The sequence below is a fragment of the Streptomyces sp. NPDC034099 genome, assembly GCF_055575415.1.
Map to the genome: position 1 here is coordinate 121,020 of NZ_JBVISR010000001.1, position 22,681 is coordinate 143,700.

The window sequence follows — 22,681 nt, forward strand, 5'->3', positions numbered from 1 at the left end:
CCGGAGCGACCGACCTAACGTTCGGTCCATGACTGACGACGCCGTGTACGAACTCGCCCAGGTCAACATCGCCCGCCTCAAGGCCCCTCTGGACTCACCGCAGTTGAAGGACTTCGTGGACGCCCTCGATCCGGTGAACGCGTCCGCCGACGCGGCGGACGGATTCGTGTGGCGCCTGCAGAGCGAGGGCGGGGACGCGACCGACATCCCCGTTTTCGGGGATTCCTGGCTGATCGTCAACCTGACGGTCTGGCGGGACACCGACGCCCTGACGGCGTTCATGTACCAGGGGCGGCACCGGGAGATGCTGGCGCGGCGACGCGAGTGGTTCGAGCGGCTGGCGGAGGCCGTCACGACCCTGTGGTGGGTCCCGGCGGGCCACCGCCCCACGGTCGCGGAGGCGGAGTCCCGGCTGCTCCACCTGCGCACCCACGGACCGACGCCGTACGCCTTCACCCTGCGGACATCCTACCCGGCCGGGGCGTCGGTGCCGGTGCCCGGCGAGGTGCCGGAGGGGCTGGGCTGCTCGGTGTAGGAACCTGAACACGCCTCACTTCTTTACTCGCGGTCAACAACTTCCGCGCAGGGGATTGACGAGCTTGCTGACACGCAGTCTCATAAGACGCAGCAAGCTGGAGTGACCGCGGGTAACACGATCTGTTCGACGAGGTGGGACACAGCCATGACGACCCTGACGGAAGCCGACGCGCTCGAGGGCCTGCGCGACGCGCTCGGCCTGCTCAAGGACCGGGAGCAGGTGGCCGAACGGCTGCTGGACTCGTCCGCCAAGCACTCCTTCGACCCCGACAAGGAGCTGGACTGGGACGCGCCGTTCGAGGACGGGAAGTGGTTCTGGCCGCCGGAGCTGGTGTCGCTGTACGACACGCCGATGTGGCAGCGGATGAGCGAGGAGCAGCGCATCCTGCTCTCCCAGCACGAGGCCGCCGCGCTCGCCTCGCTCGGCATCTGGTTCGAGCTGATCCTGATGCAGCTCCTGGTCCGGCACGTCTACGACAAGGCCGCGACGAGCGCCCACGTGCGCTACGCGCTCACCGAGATCGAGGACGAGTGCCGGCACTCGAAGATGTTCGCCCGGCTGATATCCCGCGGCGAGACCCCGTGGTACCCGGTGAGCCCGGTCCACCAGCACCTGGGGCGCCTGTTCAAGACGATCTCCACCACGCCCGGCTCCTTCACCGCCACGCTGCTCGGCGAGGAGGTCCTGGACTGGATGCAGCGGCTGACCTTCCCGGACGAGCGGGTCCAGCCGCTGATCCGGGGCGTCACGCGCATCCACGTCGTGGAGGAGGCCCGGCACGTGCGCTACGCCCGTGAGGAGCTGCGCCGGCAGATGGTGACGGCCCCGAAGTGGTCGCAGGAGTTCACCCGGGTGACCTCCGGCGAGTTCGCCCGCGTCTTCTCCAAGGCCTTCATCAACCCCGAGGTCTACACGAACGTCGGCCTGGACAAGCGGGAGGCCCTGGCCCAGGTCCAGGCCAGCGGCCACCGCAAGGAGATCATGCAGACCGGCGCGAAGCGCCTCACCGACTTCCTGGACGACATCGGCGTACTGCGCGGTGCCGGCCGGAAGCTGTGGCGGTCGTCGGGACTGCTGGCGTAGTCCGGCCGGTCCAGTCCGCCGACGTGGGTGGGCCCCGGTTCGTGCGGGTTACGCTGCGGTTCATGACCCCGCAGGCCCCCACCCCCGCCTACCGCCGACTCAGTGTCGAGGAGCGCCGCGTCCAGTTGCTGGAGGCGGCGCTCGCCCTCTTCGCGCACCGGCCGCCGGAGGAGGTCTCCCTGGACGACGTGGCCGAGCAGGCCGGGGTCTCGCGGCCGCTGGTCTACCGCTACTTCCCCGGCGGCAAGCAGCAGCTGTACGAGGCCGCGCTCAGGTCCGCCGCCGACGAGCTGCGGCTCTGCTTCGACGAGCCCCGCGAGGGCCCGCTGCTGGCCCGGCTCTCCCGCGCCCTGGACCGCTACCTCACCTTCGTCGACCAGCACGACACCGGCTTCAGCGCCCTGCTGCGCGGCGGCAGCGTGGTCGAGACCTCGCAGACCTCGGGCATCGTGGACGGTGTGCGCCGGGCCGCCGCCGACCACATCATGCGCCACCTGGACGTCACCGAGCCCGGCCCCCGGCTGCGGATGACCGTCCGGATGTGGATCACGGCGGTGGAGGCGGCCTCGCTGATCTGGCTGGACGAGGAGAAGCAGCCGCCCGTGGACGAGCTGCGGGACTGGCTGGTGGAGCAGTTCCTCGCGGTGCTGACGGTCACCGCCCGCCGCGACCCGCAGACGGCGACGCTGGTCGAGGCGCTGGCGGCGGACCTCTGACCGTGCGCCGGCCTCCGGCACCGGTGCGCGGATCACCGACACTGGTGCCGTGAAGAGCGAAGACACCCCCTTCGAGGGCGGCCCCATGGACGGACGCGTGCTGCCCGTCCTGGTCGGGATGACCGGGCACCCGCCGAAGACCTACCGCATCCCCGTCCCGGACCCGGACGGCGGCCCGCCCACCGTGCTGGTGTACCGGCGCGTGCCCCGCCACTCGCGGGGCGGGACGGGGTTCGCCCGGTGGAAGTACGCGTACGACCCCTCGGGCAAGCGGGGCTCCGGCCGGAAGTGGCCGTGGTCGAAACCGGACCGCCCGGCAGCCGCCGATCCAGACGCCACGCCGCGCGGCAAGCCGGACGACGCGGACGGGTGACCCCCTTGCGCCGATCCGCGCACACTCGGCGCGCGAAGCCCGCCGTCCCGCCCCATGCTCACGGTGCGGAGCGGACCCGCCGCCCCGCAGCGGAGGTGATGGCGTGTCAGGAAGGCTCCTGCGTCTGGCGTGTACGGCGGTGGTGGCGACCGGGATCGTCCTTGCGCCCGTGCCCGCCGCGGCCGAACCCGGACCCGGCCCGGCCGAGGGGGCGACCGGCGACCGTACCGTGGCCGGTCTGCTGACGGACCTTCAGCGGCTGTACCGCGAGGCGGAGAAGGCCACCGAGACCTACAACGGCACCGAGGAGCGGCTGAAGAGGCAGCGCGCCCGGGTGCTGCGGCTGAACGCCGAGCTGACCCGGACCCGGCTGTCGCTGCGGGACAGCCGCGGCGCGGCCGGACGGCTGGCCCGGCAGCAGTACCAGAGCAGCAGCAACCTCTCCCCCTATCTGCGGCTGCTGCTGGCCCGCGATCCGCAGCACGCCCTCGACCAGGGGCATGTGATCGGCCGGCTCTCCAAGGAGCGGGCCGAGACGGTGGGGCGGCTCACCGGCGACACCAAGAAGGCCGCCGAGCTGGCCGGGCGGGCCCGTGCGGCCCTGGACGCGCAGGCGGCCCTCGCCGCACGCCAGGAGAAGGAGCGGGACGCCGTGCGCGAGCGCCTGCGCGCCGTCGAGAAGATGCTCGCCTCCCTCACCCCCGAGCAACTGGCCGCCCTGGCGGAGCTGGAGAAGAGCGGGGTCGACGAGGAGCAGGAGCGGTTCCTGGCGTCCGGCTCGCTGGGCGACGACGCCAAGCCGTCCGCCGAGGGCGACCGGGCGGTGCGCTTCGCGATGGAGCAGCTCGGCAAGCCGTACGAGTGGGGCGCCGAGGGCCCGGCGTCGTACGACTGCTCCGGACTGACCTCGGTGGCCTGGGAGCGGGCCGGGACGCCGATCCCGCGGACCAGCCAGGAGCAGTGGGCGCGCCTCGACCATGTGCCGCTGGACGAACTGCGCCCCGGTGACCTGGTCGTGTACTTCCCCGAGGCCACCCATGTGGCGATGTACCTCGGCGACGGCATGGTGGTCCAGGCGCCCCGCCCCGGGGCCGACGTCAAGGTGTCGCCGATCGCCGCCAACCCGGTCCTGGGCGCCGTACGCCCCGACCCCGGCGGGGAGCCCGTACGGAGCTACACCCCGCCGAGGCTCCCCGCGGGGGCGACGGACGGGTCGGACGAGGGATACGCGGACGCTTACGCGCCGGACGCGCCCGAGACCTCCATCAGGTAGCCCTCGGTCTTCGCCGGGTCGTAGAAGAAGTTCTCGAAGTCGGCCGGGTCGTTGAAGCCGTTGGCGAAGCGGTCGGCGACCGGCTGGAGCTGGCCGGCGGCGCCGATCAGGTTCAGGACGTGCTCCGGCGGCGGGGCCAGCATGGCGTTGGTCCACTTGGTGACGTGCTGGGCCGTCTGCCAGTAGCGGTCGAAGGTCTGCTGCATCCAGGCCTCGTCGAACTCCTTCTCCCCCTGCTCCAGGATGGAGGCGAGGTAGGAGGCGGCGCACTTGGACGCGGAGTTGGAGCCCTGGCCGGTGATCGGGTCGTTGGCGACGACCACGTCGGCCACGCCGAGGACGAGACCGCCGCCGGGGAGGCGGCCGATCGGGTTGCGGACGGTCGGGGCGTAGCGTCCGGCCAGGGTGCCGCCGGCGTCGGTCAGTTCGACCTTGGTGGCCCGCGCGTACTCCCAGGGCAGGAACTTCTCCATGAGTTCCAGGGTCAGGGAGAGGTGCTCCGCGGGGTCCTTGACGTCCTTGAAGGCGTCGAGCGGGCCGCCGGGTATGCCCTCCCAGAAGAGGATGTCGGCGCGGCCCGAGGTGGTGAACGTCGGCATGATGAACATCTCGCCGACGCCCGGCACCAGGTTGCAGCGCACGGCCTCCGTCTCCGGGTGCTCGGGGCGGGGGCCCATCCCGTGGACGTAGGCGACGGCGAGGGCGCGCTGCGGCTCGCTGTACGGGGAGCGGGAGGCGTCGCGGCCGAACATCTGGACCAGCTCGCCCTTGCCCGCCGAGACCAGGACGAGGTCGTAGGCGCGGGAGAAGTAGTCCAGGTCGCCGACGGCCGCGCCGTGGATGACCAGCTGGCCGCCGCGCTGCGCGAAGGTCTCCATCCAGCCTGCCATCTTCACCCGCTGGTCGACCGACTGCGCGTAGCCGTCCAGGTGCCCCAGCCAGTCGATCGCGCGCTGCGAGGGGCCCGGGTCGAAGGAGCCGGGAGCCGCCACCGAGACGCCGAGCCCCTCGATCTTCGGGGCCTGGGACTCCCAGAAGTTCAGCTGGAGATCACGCTCGTGCTGGAGTGCCGTGTGGAACATGCACTGCGTCGACATGACCCGGCCGGTGCGGATCTCGTCCGCGGTCCGGTTGGACATCAGGGTGACCTCGTAGCCGTGCGACTGCAGGCCGAGGGCGAGCTGGAGACCGGACTGGCCGGCTCCGACGACGAGTATCTTCCGCATGCGGTTCTTTCCTTCTCCTGCTCGGGGTTCGTCTACTCGGGTGTTTCGTCGAGCGCGTGGCCCACGAGGGACAAGAGGGTCTCGATGGCCGAGATCCGACGGCGCGCATCCATGATCATTACAGGTATGTGCGCCGGGATCGTCAACGCCTCCCGCACGTCCTCCGCCTCGAACAGCTCGCTGCCGTCGAAGTGGTTGACCGCGACGACGTACGGCAGTCCGCAGCTCTCGAAGTAGTCCAGCGCCGGGAAGCAGTCCTTCAGACGGCGGGTGTCGGCCAGCACCACGGCACCGATCGCGCCGCGCACCAGGTCGTCCCACATGAACCAGAAGCGCTGCTGGCCCGGGGTGCCGAACAGGTAGAGCACCAGGTCGTCGTCGAGCGTGATGCGGCCGAAGTCCATGGCCACGGTGGTGGTGAGCTTGCCCGGGGTGGCGGTGAGGTCGTCGGTCTCCTCGCTCGCCTCGGTCATCAGCGCCTCGGTCTGCAGGGGCGTGATCTCCGAGACGGCGGTGACCAGTGTGGTCTTGCCGACACCGAAACCTCCCGCGACGACGATCTTCGTGGCGATCGGCGCGCGGGTGGGATCCGTCTGCCAGGGCTGCACGGGCCCGTCGGTGTCGACGAGCGGGGGGACGCCGAACGCGGCGGCGTCAGAGACGACGGAGTCCACTGAGCACCCTTTCGAGCAGAGCGCGGTCCGGGCGGCCCGTGCCGTGGCCGGTCCCGGTGCCGTACACACGGATCTTTCCCTGGTCCGCCAGGTCGCTGAGGAGCACGCGGACCACGCCGAGCGGCATCTTCAGCAGCGCGGCGATCTCGGCCACCGTACGCATCCGGCGGCACAGTTCGACGATGGCCCGCATCTCCGGCATCACGCGGGAGGTGAGGCCGCCGTTCGTCAGTTCCTTGCGCTCCTCGGCGGCTTCGAGCGCGGCGGTGCCGGCCGTGGCGCCGACGAACGTCTCGACCAGCAGGACGTGGCCGAAGCGGGTCCGGCCGCCGGTGAGCGAGTAGGGGCGTACCCGGGCGGGTTTGCGGTCGGCCCCGCGCACGGGGAGGTGCCCCCGGCCGTTCTTGGTGGGACTACTGCTCATCGGGCGCTCCCCGTCGACTCGGACTCCAGGGATTTCCGCAGCTCGGTGCGGAGTTCGGGGGTCAGGACGTGGCCGGCGCGGCCGACGAAGAGCGCCATGTGGTACGCCACGACGCTCATGTCGCAGTCCGCGGAGCCGTGGACGCCGAGCAGGGAGCCGTCGCTGATCGACATCACGAACAGGCTGCCCTCGTCCATGGCGACCATCGTGTGCTTCACGGTGCCGAAGTCCATCAGCCGGGCGGCGCCGATGGTCAGGCTGCCCACCCCGGAGACGACGGTGGCGAGGTCGGCGGCGGAGCCGCGCGGGCCCGCCCGGGGCGTCTCGCGGACCTGCCGGGCCTCCTCGTTGCGGCCGGGATCGGAGGACAGGAGCAGGAGCCCGTCGGAGGAGACCACGGCGACCGACTGGATGCCGGGCACCTCCTCGACGAGGTTGGTCAGCAGCCAGTGGAGATTGCGGGCTTCACTGCTCAGTCCGAAGGTACTGGGCGCGGTCAACTGCTTGCCTCCTCGACAGTGCCCCCCGTGGCTTCTTCGGTTGTGTCCGCGTCGACCGGCGCCTGGTGCGGCCCGGTGCGGTCCGCGATCTCCGCCTCGACGTCGCGGCGGCCCGCCTCCGCCCCCCGGCGGAATCCGCCCAGGCGGCGGCGGAGCGCGTCGGCGTCGACGGAACCCGGCGTGCGCGGCCGTGGGGCCGCCGCGGGCGTGGTGAGCTTCGGGGTCCGCTTGGGCAGCCCCTTCTCGGTGACGGGCTCGGCGTCCCCGGCCCGTCCGGCGCCCTCGTCCGGGGTGCGGTCGTGGGAGTCGGGGCCGAGGGCGTAGGGGCCGGCCGCACGGGGGCCGGGGATGCGGGGGGCGTCGGGCTCCGGCGCGGGCTGTTCCGGTGCCGGTGCCTCGGACGACGGGTCCGGGGGCGCCGGGGGCAGCAGGAGCGCCATCGTGGCGTCGTCGGGGAGGTCGTGGCCGGGGGCCTTCGCCGCCTCGCGGGACGACGTCTCCTCTCCGGGCTCCTGATCCGCCGCGGTGTTCGTGCCGGGGCGCGGGTCCGCGTGGGTGCCCGTGTCCGCGCCCGTGTCGGGTGCCTGGCCGGCAGCCGCCCGCGACGACCGCTCCGGGGCGGTGCCGGGGGCCGGGACGGCGTCCGCCTCGGTGTCCCGGGTGGTCCCGGGGGCCGGGGGTGTCACGGAGGCCGGGGCGGAGGTGGCGGCGGCGACCGGCTCCGTGCCCTCCACCTCGCCGGCCGCGGCGGACTCGGAGCCCGTCTCGACTCCGGGGCCTGCGTCGGCCCCGGAGCGCGCCTCGGGCCCGGAGCCCGGGTGGGACGCGGCGAGCGCCTCGGACCCGGGGCCGACCTCGGCTCCGGTGCCTGCCACAGGCCCGGAGCCTGCCCCGGTCCGGGAACCCGGGTCGGCCGCAGTGCCCGCGTCGGGCCGCCAGGGGGCGGACTCGGATCCCGCGCCGATCTCGGTGACCGCCTCGGACCGGGAGTCCGGGTCGGCCTCAAAGCCCACCTCGGGCCCAGCGCCCGCCTCGGAACCGGAGCCCGTCACGGGTCCAGAACCTGCCTCGGGCCGGGAGTCCGGGTCGACCCCGGAGGCCGCGTCGGACCCGGGACCCGCGTCGGACTCGAAGCTCGCCTCGGACCCCGGATCCGCGTCGGACTCGAAGCCCGTCTCGGACCCGGAGGCGACGTCGGCCCCGGAGTCCGTCTCGGACTCCGCTCGGCGTACGGCTCGTTCCGCCGAGGCCACCAGGGGGTCGGCGCTCTCCTGCGTGCCCTTCTCCGCGCGGCCGTGCAGGACGTTGGAGTTGGCCTCCGCGTCGGCGCCGGGCAGGGAGAAGGAGCCGGTGCCGTCGGACACCGGCACGGTCGGGGCCAGCGCGGCCGGAGGGGCCGCCGCGAGCAGGGGGCTCGGGAGGACGACGACGGCCGCGACGCCGCCCTGCTTCTGCTCCCGCAGCCGTACCCGCGCCCCGTGCCGGTGGGCGAGCCGGGCGACGACGTAGAGGCCGAGCCCGAGACCGTCCTCGCCCTCCTGGTCGTACGGCGCGTCCGGGTCGAAGTCGGTGAGGCGGGCGTTGAGCCGCTGGAGGCGTTCGGTGGCCATGCCGATGCCCTCGTCCTGGACGGAGAGCATCACCTCGCCGTTCTCCAGGAGCCAGCCGGAGACCTCGACGGGCAGGTCGGGCGGCGAGAAGGAGGTGGCGTTCTCCATCAGCTCGGCCAGCAGGTGGGAGAGGTCGTCGGCGGCGAACCCGGCCACGTGCGCGTGCGGCGGCAGCGCGGCGATGCGCACCCGCTCGTACCGCTCGATCTCGCTGACCGCGGCCCGGACCACGTCGACCAGCGGCACCGGGGAGGCGCTGTGCTGGACGTGCTCGGTACCGGCGAGGACGAGGAGGTTCTCGCTGTGCCGGCGCATGACCGTGGCGAAGTGGTCGAGCTTGAACAGGGTGGCGAGGCGGTCCGGGTCCTGCTCGCGCTCCTCCAGGCTCTCGATGACGGCCAGTTGCCGCTCGACCAGGCCGAGGGTGCGCAGCGCGAGGTTGACGAAGGTGGAGCCGATGCTCTTGCGCACCACCTCCAGCTGGGCGGCGGACTCGGCGAGTTCGGCGCGCAGCTCCTCCCGGGCGTCGGCCATCTTCTGCCGCTGCCCGACCAGGTGCTTGCGGTCGGACTCCAGCGTGGCGACCCGCCCGGCGAGCGTGGCGGCCTGCGCGTGCAGGGCGTTGACGGAGCGGACCACCTGCGCGAACTCGTCGTTGCGGCCGGTGAAGGCGACCGGCTCCTGGGCCGTCGGGTCCTCCGCCTCGGCCAGCCGGGCCGAGCCGCGGCGCAGCACCGACAGCGGACGGGTGAGGGTGCGGGCCAGGGCGGTGGCGATACCGACGGCGAGCAGGATCAGGGCGCCGAGGACGGCGATCCGGATCTCCAGCGCGGTCACGTCGTCGTCGCGCAGCTGCTCCAGCGCCTGGACGCGCTTCTCGTACAGGGCGGACTCGGCGCCGCGCATCGCGTCGACGCGGGCGGAGAGCGCGGCGTCCAGCCGCTTGGTGCTGGTGCGCAGGTCGCCGTCGGAGAGCGTCGGCTGGTCGGTGAGGCCGGCGAGGTACTTCTCGGCCGAGTTGACCTCGGGCCCGGCGACGGTGGCGTCGAAGCTGTTCCGCGCCTCCTTGGGGGCGCCCTCGCGGAAGTCGGCGAGGGCCGCGTCGGAGCGGACCCGGGCCTGCTGCGCGGCGGCGGCGAGGGCGTCGCGCTGCTCGGTGTCGGCGTCCGAGGTGCTGGTCGTCTCGGTCGGCAGGCCGGTCACCGGGTCGATGACGGTCTCGGTGGTGCTCGGCACGTTCAGGGCCGCCAGCAGCAGCCCGCGGGTGGCGGCGGCCTGCTGGACGGCGGTGTCCAGCTCGGCGAGGGCGTACGCGCCGGAGCCCGCGCGGGGCGGCATCTCCTCGCCCAGCTTCTCGGCGAGGGCGTGGAGTTCGGTGATCGCCTCCGAGTACGCCTCGTGGGCCTGGAGCGCGGTGCTCTTGCCGGTGAGGGCGGCGCGGCGCAGCGCGGCGACGGCGTCGAGGTCCTCGCGCAGGGAGGCGGGCGTGTCGGGGTCGGCGCGCAGCTCCTCCACCTGGCGGTCGACGCGGGCGCTGCGCTGCTCGGAGGGCGCCTTGGACTTGGGGCGGCCGGCCGCGATGTACGGGGTGACCTCGTCGCGCTCGTCGGCGAGGGAGTGGGCGAGGGTCAGCGCGCCCTGGGTCTGCTCGGCGAGCGTCACCAGTTCCTGGGAGTCGTGCAGTTGCCCGGAGGCGGCCACGACCGACGGGGCTCCGGCTCCGGCGACGGCGGCTGCGACGACCGCCACCGCGACGATGAGGCGGTTGCGTACGTGGGTGGGACGGCCCTTGCCGACGGGGGCCGCCGGCGGCTGCGGAGGGGTGGAGGTGCCGGGGGTGCGCTCCGCGCTCCCCACGGGGGCCGTCTGCTTGCCTGTGCGACGAGGCCGCGTCTTCTGCACCGGTGCTCGCATTCCTGACTCGTGTACCCGGGGGTCCGGGTGGCGCTCCGTCAACTGGCCGGTCGGGGGCGCGTGCACCCTCCGCCGGGCGCTGGGCTGTTCCCCCGCCGCCGGCAGCGCGTCGGGCGGGGAGACCGCGTGAGCGGGGCAGGCCCCCCACCGGTTCCCGACCCTCCCAGTGCCGGTGGGCGGTGAGCGCGCATCATCCGACCCGCCACCCGAAGGAGTGAACCCCGGAGGGGAGTTGAGGAGCAAGTTCCCCCGGCTCGTGCCGCACGGGTGTCCGGCGAGCCGGTTGGACGTCTGCGACGGGCGGTGGCACTATGTGCCGCCACGCGCCGCCGGAGGCTGGAATTCCATCCCAAATCCGGCGCCTGACCTGCGTCGGCGCTTCGATTCCGGGAGATCCCGAGGAAGATGCCAGCCTTGTGCGAATGCCGTGAAGGGGTCGTGCAGACTGGCCGGATGCGTACGGAACTCGTCTCGGAACCAGGCCTCGCCGACCAGCCCAACGAGGACTTCGCGAGCGTCGCGCTACCGGCCTCGGGACAGGGCGGCTCACTCGTCGTGCTGGACGGTGTGACGCCGCCACGGACCGCGACGGGCTGCCTGCATTCCGTGCCGTGGTTCACGGCGCGCCTGGGTGGGGCGCTGACCGAACTGACCGTTTCACTCCCGGATCTTCCCCTCGCCGACGTCCTGTCCCGCGCCCTCGCTCGTACCGCGGCGGCGCACGCGGAAACCTGTGACCTTTCTCACCCGCGCACTCCGCAGGCAACCGTGGTTCTCGCCCGCTGGTCCCCGGCCGCGGTCGAGTACCTGGTCCTGTCCGATTCGGCCCTGCTGGTCGAGGCCCCGGACGGCACCCTCACCGCCGTCCTGGACGACCGGCTGTCCCGGCTGCCCCGCTCGGCACTCGTGAGCGACGCGGTGGTCGACGCCGGACTGCGGAACAAGGAGGGCGGCTTCTTCACTGCCGCGGCCGACCCGGAGGTGGCGGCGCGCGCCGTGACGGGGGTGCTGCCGCGTGAGGGGGTGCGGACGCTGGCGGCGCTGACGGACGGGGCCGCGCGGTGGGTGGAGAGGTTCGGGGAGGGCGACTGGGCGGACTGCCTGGCGCTGGTGCGCAAGCAGGGCGCGCAGGCACTGGTGGACCGGGTGCGGGAGCTGGAGCGCGCGGACGCGGCGGGTGACCGGGCGTTCCTCGGGCGCAGCAAGACGCACGACGACGCGACGGTGGTCTACGCCGAGTTGTGAGCCGGGTTGCGGGACGGACGGCCGGCGCCGGTGCTACTTCTCCATCCCCCGGTTGAGTTCGTGCAGCAGCCGGGCCAGTTCCGTCACCTCGCGCGGGTCCCAGTCGGCGAGCCGGCGGGCGTACCGGGCACGGCGGGCCTCCCGGACGCGGCCGACGCGTTCCTGGCCCTCCGGGGTCAGGGTGACCAGCCAGGCCCGGCCGTCCGCGGGGTCCGGCTCGCGGGCGACGAGTCCGAGTTCCTCCAGGGCGCGCAGCTGGCGGGACATCGTCGCCTTCCCGACGCCGATGAAGGCGGCGAGGTCGGTGGCGCGCTGGCCGCCGCACTCGCCGAGCCGGACGAGCAGGCCGTACGCGGACGACTCCAGGTCGGGGTGGACCTCCCGGGCCATCTCCCCCTGGTTGGCCCGTGCCCGTCGCAGCAGGACGGTCAACTCCCGTTCCAGGGCGAGGAACTCGGGTTGGTTCACACCACCGCCGGACAGGCGGGCTTCGCCTCCGCGACCGCCGCCGTTCCCGTCTTCGTGCACGTCAGCCCCTGCCTTGATTTTCCGGTCCTGAAAGTTTCCGCCACGGGCCGCCATCGCCGCAGCTCGCCAAGTATTTCGCAGGCTTAGACCAACGGCGGTTCCCGGTCCTCTTCCACCCGCCGTTTCTACGTGCGTAGAGTTTTCACCGGACCTCCGGATGGCATGCGCACGCCATCCAGGGGTTCTCCCCACTCGCGCATCCCCCACCGGGCACCACCGAGCCAGCGGAGGCACGTCATGCTCGTGCACAGATCCGGATCGGCCCGCGGACGGCGGTTCGCCGTCACCGGGATCCTGCTCGCCGCGTTCTCCCTCGTCTTCACCCTTCCCGCCGACGCCTCGTCGTCCGCGGACGTCCCGCCGCGCGGCTCCGCCCACATGGGCATGGGCGTCGCGGCCCACGACGGCGAACACGGCACCCCCGTCCCGGGCCGCGCCGCCCAGACGGAGGGCGTCGACGTCTCCAGCCACCAGGGCAACGTGGCCTGGTCGACCCTGTGGAACAGCGGCGTCAAATGGGCCTACGCCAAGGCCACCGAGGGGACGTACTACACCAACCCCTACTTCGCCCAGCAGTACAACGGCTCCTACAACGTCGGCATGATCCGGGGGGCGTACCACTTCGCCACCCCGGACACCACGAGCGGCGCCACCCAGGCCAACTACTTCGTCGACCACGGCGGCGGCTGGTCCAGGGACGGCAGGACGCTCCCGGGCGCGCTCGACATCGAGTGGAACCCGTACGGCGCCGCCTGCTACGGCAAGTCGCAGAGCGCGATGGTCTCCTGGATCCGCGACTTCCTGAACACGTACAAGGCCCGCACCGGCCGGGACGCCGTCATCTACACGGCCACCAGCTGGTGGACCCAGTGCACCGGCAACTACGGCGGCTTCGCCGCGTACAACCCGCTGTGGATCGCCCGGTACGCCTCGACGGTGGGCACCCTCCCGGCCGGCTGGGGCTACTACACGATGTGGCAGTACACGTCGTCAGGACCGACGGTCGGCGACCACAACAAGTTCAACGGCGCGCTGGACCGCGTCCAGGCCCTCGCCAACGGCTGACGGCCCCCACCGGCAAGGGTGAGGGCCCGGGCCCCCTCACGGGACCCGGGCCCTCACCTCATCCGGTGCGCGTCCGTCACGCCGCGACCGGAACCTCACGCTCCGCACCGTTGGTCGCCGGTGCGAGCGCCAGTTCCAGGACCTGGCGGACGTCGGTGACGGCGTGGACGTCGAGCTTGTCCAGCACCTCCGCCGGGACGTCGTCCAGGTCGGGCTCGTTGCGCTTGGGGATGATCACCGTGGTGATCCCCGCCCGGTGCGCGGCGAGCAGCTTCTGCTTGACCCCGCCGATCGGCAGCACGCGCCCGGTCAGCGAGACCTCGCCGGTCATCGCCACGTCGGTGCGGACCAGCCGGCCCGAGAGCAGCGAGGCGAGGGCCGTGGTCATGGTGACGCCGGCGCTCGGGCCGTCCTTGGGGACCGCGCCCGCCGGGAAGTGGATGTGCGCTCCCCGGTCCTTGAGGTCGCCCACCGGCAGTTCCAGCTCGGCGCCGTGGCTGCGCAGGAAGCTCAGCGCGATCTGCGCCGACTCCTTCATCACGTCGCCCAGCTGACCGGTCAGGGTCAGACCCGCCGCGCCCGTCTCCGGGTCGGCCAGCGACGCCTCGACGTACAGGACATCGCCACCCGCGCCGGTGACCGCCAGGCCGGTGGCCACGCCGGGCACCGCGGTGCGCCGCTCGGCCGGGTCCTGGGCGGACTCGGGCACGTGGTGCGGCCGGCCGATCAGCTCGCGCAGGTCGCCGTCGGTGACGGTGAACGGCAGCTCGCGCCGGCCCAGTTCGTGCTGGGCCGCCACCTTGCGCAGCAGCCGCGCGATGGACCGCTCCAGGGTGCGCACGCCCGCCTCGCGGGTGTACTCGCCCGCCAGCTTGCGCAGCGCGCCCTCGTCGACGGTGACCTCGTCGGCGTCCAGTCCGGCCCGCTCCAGCTGGCGCGGGAGCAGGTGGTCACGGGCGATGACGACCTTCTCGTCCTCGGTGTAGCCGTCGAGGCGGACCAGCTCCATGCGGTCGAGCAGGGCCTCCGGGATGGCCTCCAGGACGTTGGCGGTGGCGAGGAAGACCACGTCGGACAGGTCCAGCTCGACCTCCAGGTAGTGGTCCCGGAAGGTGTGGTTCTGGGCCGGGTCCAGGACCTCCAGCAGGGCGGCGGCCGGGTCGCCCCGGAAGTCGGAGCCCACCTTGTCGATCTCGTCGAGCAGGACGACCGGGTTCATGGACCCCGCCTCCTTGATCGCCCGCACGATGCGGCCGGGCAGCGCGCCGACGTACGTACGCCGGTGGCCGCGGATCTCGGCCTCGTCGCGCACGCCGCCGAGGGCGACGCGGACGAACTTGCGGCCCATCGCGTGGGCGACGGACTCGCCGAGGCTGGTCTTGCCGACGCCGGGCGGGCCGACCAGGGCCAGGACGGCACCGCCGCGCCGGCCGCCGACCACGCCGAGACCGCGGTCGTCGCGCCGCTTGCGCACGGCCAGGTACTCGGTGATCCGCTCCTTCACGTCCTCCAGGCCCGCATGCTCGGCGTCGAGCACGGCCTGGGCGCCCCGGATGTCGTAGGCGTCCTCGGTGCGCACGCTCCACGGCATCTCCAGGACCGTGTCGAGCCAGGTGCGGATCCAGGAGCCCTCGGGCGACTGGTCGGAGGACCGCTCCAGCTTGTCGACCTCCTTGAGGGCGGCCTCGCGGACCTTCTCGGGCAGGTCGGCGGCCTCGACCCGGGCGCGGTAGTCGTCGGACTCCTCGGCAGCGTCCTTGCCTGCCTCGCCGTTGATCTCGCGCAGCTCCTTGCGGACCGCTTCGAGCTGGCGGCGCAGCAGGAACTCTCGCTGCTGCTTGTCGACGCCCTCCTGGACGTCCTTGGCGATGGTCTCGGCGACGTCCTGCTCGGCGAGGTGGTCGCGCAGCTGCTGGGTGGCGAGCTTCAGGCGGGCGACCGGGTCGGTGGTCTCGAGCAGCTCGACCTTCTGCTCGGTGGTCAGGAACGGCGAGTAACCGGAGTTGTCGGCGAGCGCGGACACGTCGTCGATGGCCTGGACCCGGTCGACGACCTGCCAGGCGCCGCGCTTGCGCAGCCACGCGGTGGCGAGTGCCTTGTACTCCTTCACCAGCTCGGTGACCTGGCCGGGCAGCGGATCGGGAACGGTCTCCTCGACCCGGGTGCCCTCGACCCAGAGCGCGGCGCCCGGGCCGGTGGTGCCGGCGCCGATGCGCACCCGGTCACGGCCGCGGATCAGGGCGCCGGGGTCGCCGTCGGCCAGGCGGCCGACCTGCTCGACCGTGCCGAGCACGCCGGTGGCGGCGTGGGTGCCGTCGATGCGCGGGACGAGGAGGACCCGGGGCTTGCCGGGTTCGGACCCGGCGGCGGCCTGGGCGGCCTCCACCGCGGCCCGTACCTCGGCGTCGCTCAGGTCCAGGGGGACGACCATTCCGGGCAGGACCACTTCGTCGTCGAGCGGCAGCACGGGCAGGGTGAGCGGTGTGAAGGCGGCGGACTCAGCAGCCATGATCTCCCCTTCGGCAGTCAAGTTGAGTTACATCGACTCAATGAAAGGGAGCCCCGGATTGTTCCCCAAGGGATGTTCGCTCTCAGCGATCAAGCTCCTGGGCCCGTCCCGCTTCTGGGGACAGCACCGTCGAACCGGTCGGCATTCCTCCGCGGGGCGGTGCCAGGATGGGCCAATGCCCCTCACTACCCACGACTCCCCCGAGGCCCCCGAGGTGCTGGACCGCCGCGAGGGTCCGTACGGCGAGGTGGTCCTGCGCCGGCACGGGACGCTGCTGCAGATCATCGCGAACGGCTGCTTCCTGATGGACACCTCCGACGGGCGTTCGGAGCGGCGCCTGGTCGACGCGGCGGCCGACGCGCTGGCCGCCTCCGGCGGGCGGAGCGCACCGCACCTGCTCATCGGCGGACTCGGCGTCGGCTTCTCCCTCGCACACGCGGCCGCCGACCCCCGCTGGGGCCGGATCGCGGTCGTCGAACGCGAGGGCGCCATCATCGACTGGCACCGCACCGGACCGCTGGCCGCACTCTCCGCCGACGCGCTGGCCGATCCCCGTACGGAGATCGTCGAGGCGGATCTGGTCGCGTACGTCAATGAGACATCCGACACGTACGACGCGCTGTGCCTGGACATCGACAACGGCCCCGGCTGGACCGTCACCGAGGGCAACGACGGACTGTACGCGCCGGCCGGACTGGCGGGCTGCGCACGCCTGTTGAGGCCCGGCGGGGTGCTCGCCGTATGGTCCGCGCAGCCCTCTCCGGAATTCGAAGAAACCTTGCGTAATGCCGGTTTCCAACAGGTGCGTACCGAAGAGATCCCCGTTGCCCGGGGCGTTCCGGACGTCGTGCACATCGGCGTCGGGCCTGGATAGCAAAGGCGCGGTGACTCCCCGTACGCTGCTGCCCTGACGCGGATCATTCAAGCGTCAAACGCAGTCATGGGATCACCCCACGGATTCCGGAAAGCACACCTCAGGGGCGGGCGATGGAGCAGACACAGACCTCCCACAACGGCACGGCCACCCAGGGCGCCCAGCGTCGGGTGCTGGTGGTCGAGGACGATCAGACGATCGTGGACGCCATCGCGACCCGCCTGCGCGCCGAGGGGTTCCTGGTGCAAACGGCGGGCGACGGTCCGTCCGCCGTCGACACGGCCGAGGCATGGCAGCCGGACCTGCTGATCCTCGACATCATGCTGCCCGGCTTCGACGGCCTGGAGGTCTGCCGGCGCGTGCAGGCCCAGCGGCCGGTGCCGGTCCTGATGCTCACCGCGCGCGACGACGAGACGGACATGCTGGTCGGCCTCGGCGTGGGCGCCGACGACTACATGACCAAGCCGTTCTCGATGCGCGAGCTGGCCGCCCGCGTGCACGTGCTGCTGCGGCGGGTCGAGCGGGCCGTGGTGGCCGCCTCGACGCCGCGCAGCGGCATCCTGCGCCTGGGCGAACTGGAGATCGACCACGCGCAGCGCCGGGTGCGGGTGCGCAGTGAGGACGTCCACCTCACGCCGACCGAGTTCGACCTGCTGGTCTGCCTGGCGAACACCCCCCGCGCGGTGCTCTCCCGCGAGCAGCTGCTCGCCGAGGTGTGGGACTGGGCGGACGCCTCCGGCACCCGGACCGTGGACAGCCACATCAAGGCGCTGCGCCGGAAGATCGGCGCCGAGCGCATCCGCACCGTGCACGGCGTGGGCTACGCGCTGGAGACGCCGACGCCATGAGCCGAGGACGGGAAGCCGCACGGAGGAGCCCCGGCTCTCGGCACCCCGGGGAGCCCTGGGGCGGCGTACGCCCGTTCTCGATCAAGACCAAGCTGGGCGCGCTCGTCGTCACGTCGGTACTGATCACCACCGGCCTGTCGGTGATCGCGGTGCACACCAAGACGGAGCTGCGCTTCATCACGGTGTTCTCGATGATCGCCACCCTGCTGATCACGCAGTTCGTGGCGCACTCGCTGACCGCGCCGCTGGACGAGATGAACGCGGTGGCCCGGTCCATCTCGCACGGCGACTACACCCGCCGGGTGCGCGAGAACCGCCGCGACGAGCTGGGCGACCTGGCCGTCACCATCAACCGCATGGCCGACGACCTGGAGGCGCAGGACCTCCAGCGCAAGGAGCTGGTGGCGAACGTCTCGCACGAGCTGCGCACCCCGATCGCGGGTCTGCGCGCGGTGCTGGAGAACATCGTCGACGGCGTCACCGAGGCCGACCCGGAGACCATGCGCACGGCGCTCGGCCAGACCGAGCGGCTCGGCCGGCTGGTGGAGACGCTGCTGGACCTCTCCCGCCTGGACAACGGCGTCATACCGCTGCGCAAGCGGCGCTTCGAGGTGTGGCCGTATCTGTCGGGCGTGCTGAAGGAGGCCAACATGGTCGCCTCCGCGCGCGCGGGCATCGCCTCCGGTTCCGGCAGCCACACCCGCACCGACGTGCACCTGGCCCTGGACGTCTTCCCGTCCGACCTGACCGCGCACGCCGACCCCGAGCGCATCCACCAGGTCGTCGCCAACCTCATCGACAACGCCGTCAAGCACAGCCCGCCGCACGGCCGGGTGACGGTCAGGGCGCGGCGCGGGGAGCTGCCCGAGTCCCTGGAGCTGGAGGTGCTCGACGAGGGCCCCGGCATTCCGCGCTCGGAGTGGCGCCGGGTGTTCGAGCGGTTCAACCGCGGTTCGGTGTCCCGTCCGCACGGCCCGGGCAGCGACGGCGGCACCGGTCTGGGCCTCGCGATCGCGCGCTGGGCGGTGGATCTGCACGGCGGCCGGATCGGCGTGGCCGAATCCGAGCGGGGCTGCCGGATCCTCATCACTCTTCCGGGCCTGCCGTCGACGTCCGGTTGACGTAGGGTTCGAAGCGGAGCGTCAAGATCCACTGCGTCCGCCCTGGCGGACACGTGTGATCAGGCACGGACCCGCCTTTTCGAGGCGCCGGGTCCCGGTCTCCCGATCCCGCACGTAGCAGAACCTCGCTTGTTTCCCGCCACTTCCAGCGCCGAAACGCAGTCTGTGATGTGACTTACGCGACGATGAACGGGCCCAGCCTGACCTTCGGGGGCCGGTAGGCGTAGCCTTGATTCCCGCTGTCCACCATCTTGTGAAGAAGCGGAAGAGGGCGGTTCTCGCCGTGTCGCCACAGTCCCCCAGTAACTCGAGCATCTCGACCGACACCGACCAAGCAGGCGCGGGAAAGAACCCCGCGGCCGCGTTCGGTGCCAATGAGTGGCTCGTCGACGAGATCTATCAGCAGTACCTCCAGGATCCGAACTCCGTGGACCGAGCCTGGTGGGACTTCTTCGCCGACTACAAGCCCGGAGCGGCGGCGCAGCCCGCGTCGGACGCGGTGACCACGGACTCCGCCAGCACGCCGCAGGCCGCTCCCGCCCCGCAGGCGCAGGCCCCCGCTCCGGCCCAGCCGAAGGCGGCGGCGCCCGCTCCCGCGCAGCCCGCCGCGCCCGCCCCCGCCGCTCCGGCCGCGAAGCCCGCCGCCGCACCCGCGCCGGCCAAGCCCGCCGCCAAGCCGCAGACGAAGGCCGCCGCGCCCGCCAAGGACGCCGGCGCCGCCGCCGAGGGCCCCGAGCTGGTGACCCTGCGCGGCCCGGCCGCCGCGGTCGCGAAGAACATGAACGCCTCGCTGGAGCTGCCCACGGCCACGTCCGTGCGCGCGGTCCCGGTGAAGCTGCTGTTCGACAACCGCATCGTCATCAACAATCACCTCAAGCGCGCCCGGGGCGGGAAGATCTCCTTCACGCACCTGATCGGGTACGCGATGGTGCAGGCCATCAAGGCCATGCCGTCGATGAACCACTCGTTCGGCGAGAAGGACGGCAAGCCGACCCTGGTCAAGCCGGCCCACATCAACCTCGGCCTCGCCATCGACCTGGTCAAGCCCAACGGCGACCGCCAGCTGGTCGTCGCGGCGATCAAGAAGGCCGAGACGCTGAACTTCTTCGAGTTCTGGCAGGCCTACGAGGACATCGTCCGTCGCGCCCGCGACAACAAGCTGACGATGGACGACTTCACCGGTGTCACGGTCTCCCTGACCAACCCCGGCGGCCTCGGCACCGTCCACTCCGTGCCGCGCCTGATGCCCGGCCAGTCGGTCATCCTGGGCGTCGGCTCGATGGACTACCCGGCGGAGTTCCAGGGCACCAGCCAGGACACCCTGAACAAGCTCGGCATCTCGAAGGTCATGACGCTCACGTCGACCTACGACCACCGGGTCATCCAGGGCGCCGCCTCCGGCGAGTTCCTCCGCCAGGTCGCCAACCTGCTGCTGGGCGAGAACGGCTTCTACGACGAGATCTTCAAGGCGCTGCGCATCCCCTACGAGCCGGTCCGCTGGCTCAAGGACATCGACGCCTCGCACGACGACGACGTCACCAAGGCCGCCCGCGTCTTCGAGCTGATCCACTCCTACCGGGTCCGCGGCCACGTCATGGCCGACACCGACCCGCTGGAGTACCAGCAGCGCAAGCACCCCGACCTGGACATCACCGAGCACGGGCTCACCCTGTGGGACCTGGAGCGCGAGTTCGCGGTCGGCGGCTTCGCCGGCAAGTCCCTGATGAAGCTGCGCGACATCCTCGGCGTGCTGCGCGACTCGTACTGCCGCACCACCGGCATCGAGTTCATGCACATCCAGGACCCGAAGCAGCGCAAGTGGATCCAGGACCGCATCGAGCGCTCGCACACCAAGCCGGAGCGCGAGGAGCAGCTGCGCATCCTGCGCCGCCTGAACGCCGCCGAGGCGTTCGAGACGTTCCTGCAGACCAAGTACGTCGGCCAGAAGCGGTTCTCCCTGGAGGGCGGCGAGTCCGTCATCCCGCTGCTCGACGCGGTCATCGACTCGGCGGCCGAATCCCGCCTGGACGAGGTCGTCATCGGCATGGCCCACCGCGGCCGGCTGAACGTGCTGGCCAACGTGGTCGGCAAGTCGTACGCGCAGATCTTCCGCGAGTTCGAGGGCAACCTCGACCCGAAGTCGATGCACGGCTCCGGCGACGTGAAGTACCACCTGGGCGCCGAGGGCACCTTCACCGGCCTGGACGGCGAGCAGATCGCGGTCTCGCTGGTCGCCAACCCCTCGCACCTGGAGGCGGTGGACCCGGTCCTGGAGGGCGTCTCGCGCGCCAAGCAGGACATCATCAACAAGGGCGGCACGGACTTCACCGTCCTGCCGGTGGCGATCCACGGCGACGCGGCCTTCGCGGGCCAGGGCGTGGTGGCCGAGACCCTGAACATGTCGCAGCTGCGCGGCTACCGCACCGGCGGCACGGTCCACGTCGTCATCAACAACCAGGTCGGCTTCACCGCCGCCCCGGAGTCCTCGCGCTCCTCGATGTACGCCACCGACGTGGCCCGCATGATCGAGGCCCCGATCTTCCACGTGAACGGCGACGACCCGGAGGCCTGCGTCCGCGTGGCGCGGCTCGCCTTCGAGTTCCGCCAGGCGTTCAACAAGGACGTGGTGATCGACCTCATCTGCTACCGCCGCCGCGGTCACAACGAGACCGACAACCCGGCCTTCACCCAGCCGCTGATGTACGACCTGATCGACAAGAAGCGCTCGGTGCGCAAGCTGTACACCGAGTCCCTCATCGGTCGCGGCGACATCACCCTGGAAGAGGCCGAGCAGGCGCTCCAGGACTACCAGGGCCAGCTGGAGAAGGTCTTCACGGAGGTCCGCGAGGCCGTCTCGCAGCCGGCGTCCGCGGAGCCCTCGGAGCCGCAGGCGGAGTTCCCGGTCGCGGTGAACACCGCGATCAGCGCGGAGACCGTCAAGCGCATCGCCGAGTCCCAGGTCAACATCCCCGACCACATCACCGTGCACCCGCGGCTGCTGCCGCAGCTGCAGCGCCGCGCGGCGATGGTCGAGGACGGCACGATCGACTGGGGCATGGGCGAGACGCTCGCCGTCGGCTCCCTCCTCCTGGACGGCGTGCCGGTCCGGCTCACCGGCCAGGACTCGCAGCGCGGCACCTTCGGCCAGCGCCACGCGGTCGTCATCGACCGTGAGACGGGCGACGAGTTCACCCCGCTGCTGTACCTGTCCGAGGACCAGGCCCGGTACAACGTCTACAACTCCCTGCTCTCCGAGTACGCGGTGATGGGCTTCGAGTACGGCTACTCGCTGGCCCGCCCGGACGCGCTGGTGATGTGGGAGGCGCAGTTCGGCGACTTCGTCAACGGCGCGCAGACGGTCGTGGACGAGTTCATCTCGTCGGCCGAGCAGAAGTGGAACCAGACGAGCGGTGTGACGCTGCTGCTCCCGCACGGCTACGAGGGCCAGGGCCCGGACCACTCCTCGGCCCGCCCCGAGCGCTTCCTCCAGCTGTGCGCGCAGAACAACATGACGGTCGCGATGCCGACCCTGCCGTCGAACTACTTCCACCTCCTGCGGTGGCAGGTGCACAACCCGCACCACAAGCCGCTGGTGGTCTTCACCCCGAAGTCGATGCTGCGCCTGAAGGCGGCGGCCTCGAAGGCGGAGGAGTTCACGACGGGCCAGTTCCGCCCGGTCATCGGCGACGACTCGGTCGACGCGGCTGCCGTCAAGAAGGTCGTCTTCTGCGCCGGCAAGGTCTACTACGACCTCGACGCCGAGCGGAAGAAGCGCGGCGTGACGGACACGGCGATCATCCGCATCGAGCGCCTGTACCCGCTGCCGGGTGCCGAGCTCCAGGCGGAGATCGCCAAGTACCCGAACGCCGAGAAGTACCTGTGGGCCCAGGAGGAGCCGGCGAACCAGGGTGCCTGGCCGTTCATCGCGCTCAACCTGATCGACCACCTGGACCTGGCGGTCGGCGCCGACGTCCCGCACGGCGAGCGCCTGCGCCGCATCTCGCGGCCGCACGGATCGTCCCCGGCCGTCGGCTCGGCCAAGCGGCACCAGGCCGAGCAGGAGCAGCTGGTGCGTGAGGTGTTCGAGGCGTGAGCCACTGACGCCGACCACGGCCGCGCCGTGAAGGGCCCGGCTCCGGAGACTTTCCGGAGCCGGGCCC

Annotated in this window: 18 protein-coding genes; 11 read left to right on the forward strand and 7 right to left on the reverse strand. The window is 72.0% G+C overall.

Translation table 11 applies throughout. The features are described from left to right. Positions 1–28: 28 nt before the first annotated feature. The 5 genes from ACZ56V_RS00575 (at position 29) to ACZ56V_RS00595 (ending at position 3,983) form a co-directional block, all read left to right on the forward strand. Positions 29–535 carry a DUF3291 domain-containing protein gene (locus tag ACZ56V_RS00575; RefSeq protein WP_432183683.1) on the forward strand — a complete coding sequence of 169 codons (507 nt, stop codon included), beginning with the start codon at positions 29–31 and terminating at the stop codon, positions 533–535. 147 nt (positions 536–682) lie between these two features. Beyond that, positions 683–1,621 (forward strand): AurF N-oxygenase family protein, encoded by a 939-nt coding sequence (locus tag ACZ56V_RS00580; protein WP_125628873.1) that lies wholly within the window; start codon positions 683–685, stop codon positions 1,619–1,621. A 62-nt stretch (positions 1,622–1,683) separates the two neighbouring features. Then, entirely contained in the window at positions 1,684–2,337 is a 654-nt protein-coding gene (locus ACZ56V_RS00585; protein ID WP_467381646.1) for a TetR/AcrR family transcriptional regulator, read from the forward strand. 49 nt (positions 2,338–2,386) lie between these two features. Continuing rightward, positions 2,387–2,710 (forward strand): hypothetical protein, encoded by a 324-nt coding sequence (locus ACZ56V_RS00590; RefSeq protein WP_398912993.1) that lies wholly within the window; start codon positions 2,387–2,389, stop codon positions 2,708–2,710. A 103-nt stretch (positions 2,711–2,813) separates the two neighbouring features. Further along, a complete protein-coding gene (locus ACZ56V_RS00595) occupies positions 2,814–3,983 on the forward strand; it encodes a C40 family peptidase (RefSeq protein WP_468938118.1) in 1,170 nt (389 codons plus the stop codon). On the opposite strand, the gene ACZ56V_RS00600 is transcribed toward ACZ56V_RS00595, so the two are convergent. Genes ACZ56V_RS00600 through ACZ56V_RS00620 form a run of 5 tightly spaced genes read right to left on the reverse strand, consistent with a single transcriptional unit; the run spans position 3,947 to position 10,331 of the window. Beyond that, positions 3,947–5,209 carry a styrene monooxygenase/indole monooxygenase family protein gene (locus tag ACZ56V_RS00600; protein ID WP_398912998.1) on the reverse strand — a complete coding sequence of 421 codons (1,263 nt, stop codon included), beginning with the start codon at positions 5,207–5,209 and terminating at the stop codon, positions 3,947–3,949. The genes ACZ56V_RS00595 and ACZ56V_RS00600 overlap by 37 nt on opposite strands. Positions 5,210–5,241: 32 nt before the next feature. Further along, positions 5,242–5,883, reverse strand: a complete 642-nt coding sequence (locus ACZ56V_RS00605; protein WP_356360443.1) for a GTP-binding protein — start codon at positions 5,881–5,883, stop codon at positions 5,242–5,244. Continuing rightward, the gene (locus ACZ56V_RS00610) at positions 5,864–6,307 is read right to left on the reverse strand and encodes a DUF742 domain-containing protein (protein WP_104631742.1); all 444 of its coding nucleotides are present in this window, start codon (positions 6,305–6,307) and stop codon (positions 5,864–5,866) included. Before ACZ56V_RS00610 ends, ACZ56V_RS00605 begins: the two co-directional genes overlap by 20 nt. Then, complete coding sequence (locus ACZ56V_RS00615) at positions 6,304–6,807, reverse strand: roadblock/LC7 domain-containing protein (protein WP_226025210.1); 504 nt, start codon at positions 6,805–6,807, stop codon at positions 6,304–6,306. The genes ACZ56V_RS00610 and ACZ56V_RS00615 overlap by 4 nt, the downstream gene beginning before the upstream one ends. After that, positions 6,804–10,331, reverse strand: coding sequence for a sensor histidine kinase (locus ACZ56V_RS00620; RefSeq protein ID WP_468938122.1), 3,528 nt, complete (start codon positions 10,329–10,331; stop codon positions 6,804–6,806). Before ACZ56V_RS00620 ends, ACZ56V_RS00615 begins: the two co-directional genes overlap by 4 nt. A 453-nt stretch (positions 10,332–10,784) precedes the next feature. Here ACZ56V_RS00620 and ACZ56V_RS00625 point away from each other — a divergent pair, with 453 nt between their 5' ends. Next, positions 10,785–11,576, forward strand: coding sequence for a protein phosphatase 2C domain-containing protein (locus ACZ56V_RS00625; RefSeq protein ID WP_398913002.1), 792 nt, complete (start codon positions 10,785–10,787; stop codon positions 11,574–11,576). A gap of 33 nt (positions 11,577–11,609) precedes the next feature. On the opposite strand, the gene ACZ56V_RS00630 is transcribed toward ACZ56V_RS00625, so the two are convergent. Continuing rightward, the gene (locus tag ACZ56V_RS00630) at positions 11,610–12,104 is read right to left on the reverse strand and encodes a MarR family winged helix-turn-helix transcriptional regulator (protein ID WP_356360435.1); all 495 of its coding nucleotides are present in this window, start codon (positions 12,102–12,104) and stop codon (positions 11,610–11,612) included. Between the two features lie 237 nt (positions 12,105–12,341). Between ACZ56V_RS00630 and ACZ56V_RS00635 the strand changes: the two genes are divergently transcribed. Continuing rightward, positions 12,342–13,169 (forward strand): lysozyme, encoded by an 828-nt coding sequence (locus ACZ56V_RS00635; RefSeq protein WP_468938126.1) that lies wholly within the window; start codon positions 12,342–12,344, stop codon positions 13,167–13,169. A gap of 76 nt (positions 13,170–13,245) precedes the next feature. Here the strand turns inward: ACZ56V_RS00635 and lon are convergent, their stop codons facing one another. Then, on the reverse strand, positions 13,246–15,678 hold the full coding sequence (lon, locus tag ACZ56V_RS00640; RefSeq protein WP_468938128.1) for an endopeptidase La: 2,433 nt from the start codon (positions 15,676–15,678) through the stop codon (positions 13,246–13,248). Between the two features lie 175 nt (positions 15,679–15,853). On the opposite strand from lon, the gene ACZ56V_RS00645 reads away from it, so the two are divergent. The 4 genes from ACZ56V_RS00645 (at position 15,854) to ACZ56V_RS00660 (ending at position 22,614) form a co-directional block, all read left to right on the forward strand. Beyond that, positions 15,854–16,552 (forward strand): spermidine synthase, encoded by a 699-nt coding sequence (locus ACZ56V_RS00645; protein WP_398913008.1) that lies wholly within the window; start codon positions 15,854–15,856, stop codon positions 16,550–16,552. 113 nt (positions 16,553–16,665) lie between these two features. After that, a complete protein-coding gene (locus tag ACZ56V_RS00650; protein WP_003973686.1) occupies positions 16,666–17,400 on the forward strand; it encodes a response regulator transcription factor in 735 nt (244 codons plus the stop codon). Next, positions 17,397–18,521 carry a sensor histidine kinase gene (locus ACZ56V_RS00655; protein WP_356360428.1) on the forward strand — a complete coding sequence of 375 codons (1,125 nt, stop codon included), beginning with the start codon at positions 17,397–17,399 and terminating at the stop codon, positions 18,519–18,521. The genes ACZ56V_RS00650 and ACZ56V_RS00655 overlap by 4 nt, the downstream gene beginning before the upstream one ends. A 283-nt stretch (positions 18,522–18,804) precedes the next feature. After that, positions 18,805–22,614, forward strand: coding sequence for a multifunctional oxoglutarate decarboxylase/oxoglutarate dehydrogenase thiamine pyrophosphate-binding subunit/dihydrolipoyllysine-residue succinyltransferase subunit (locus tag ACZ56V_RS00660; RefSeq protein WP_468938132.1), 3,810 nt, complete (start codon positions 18,805–18,807; stop codon positions 22,612–22,614). The last annotated feature ends 67 nt before the right edge of the window (positions 22,615–22,681 follow it).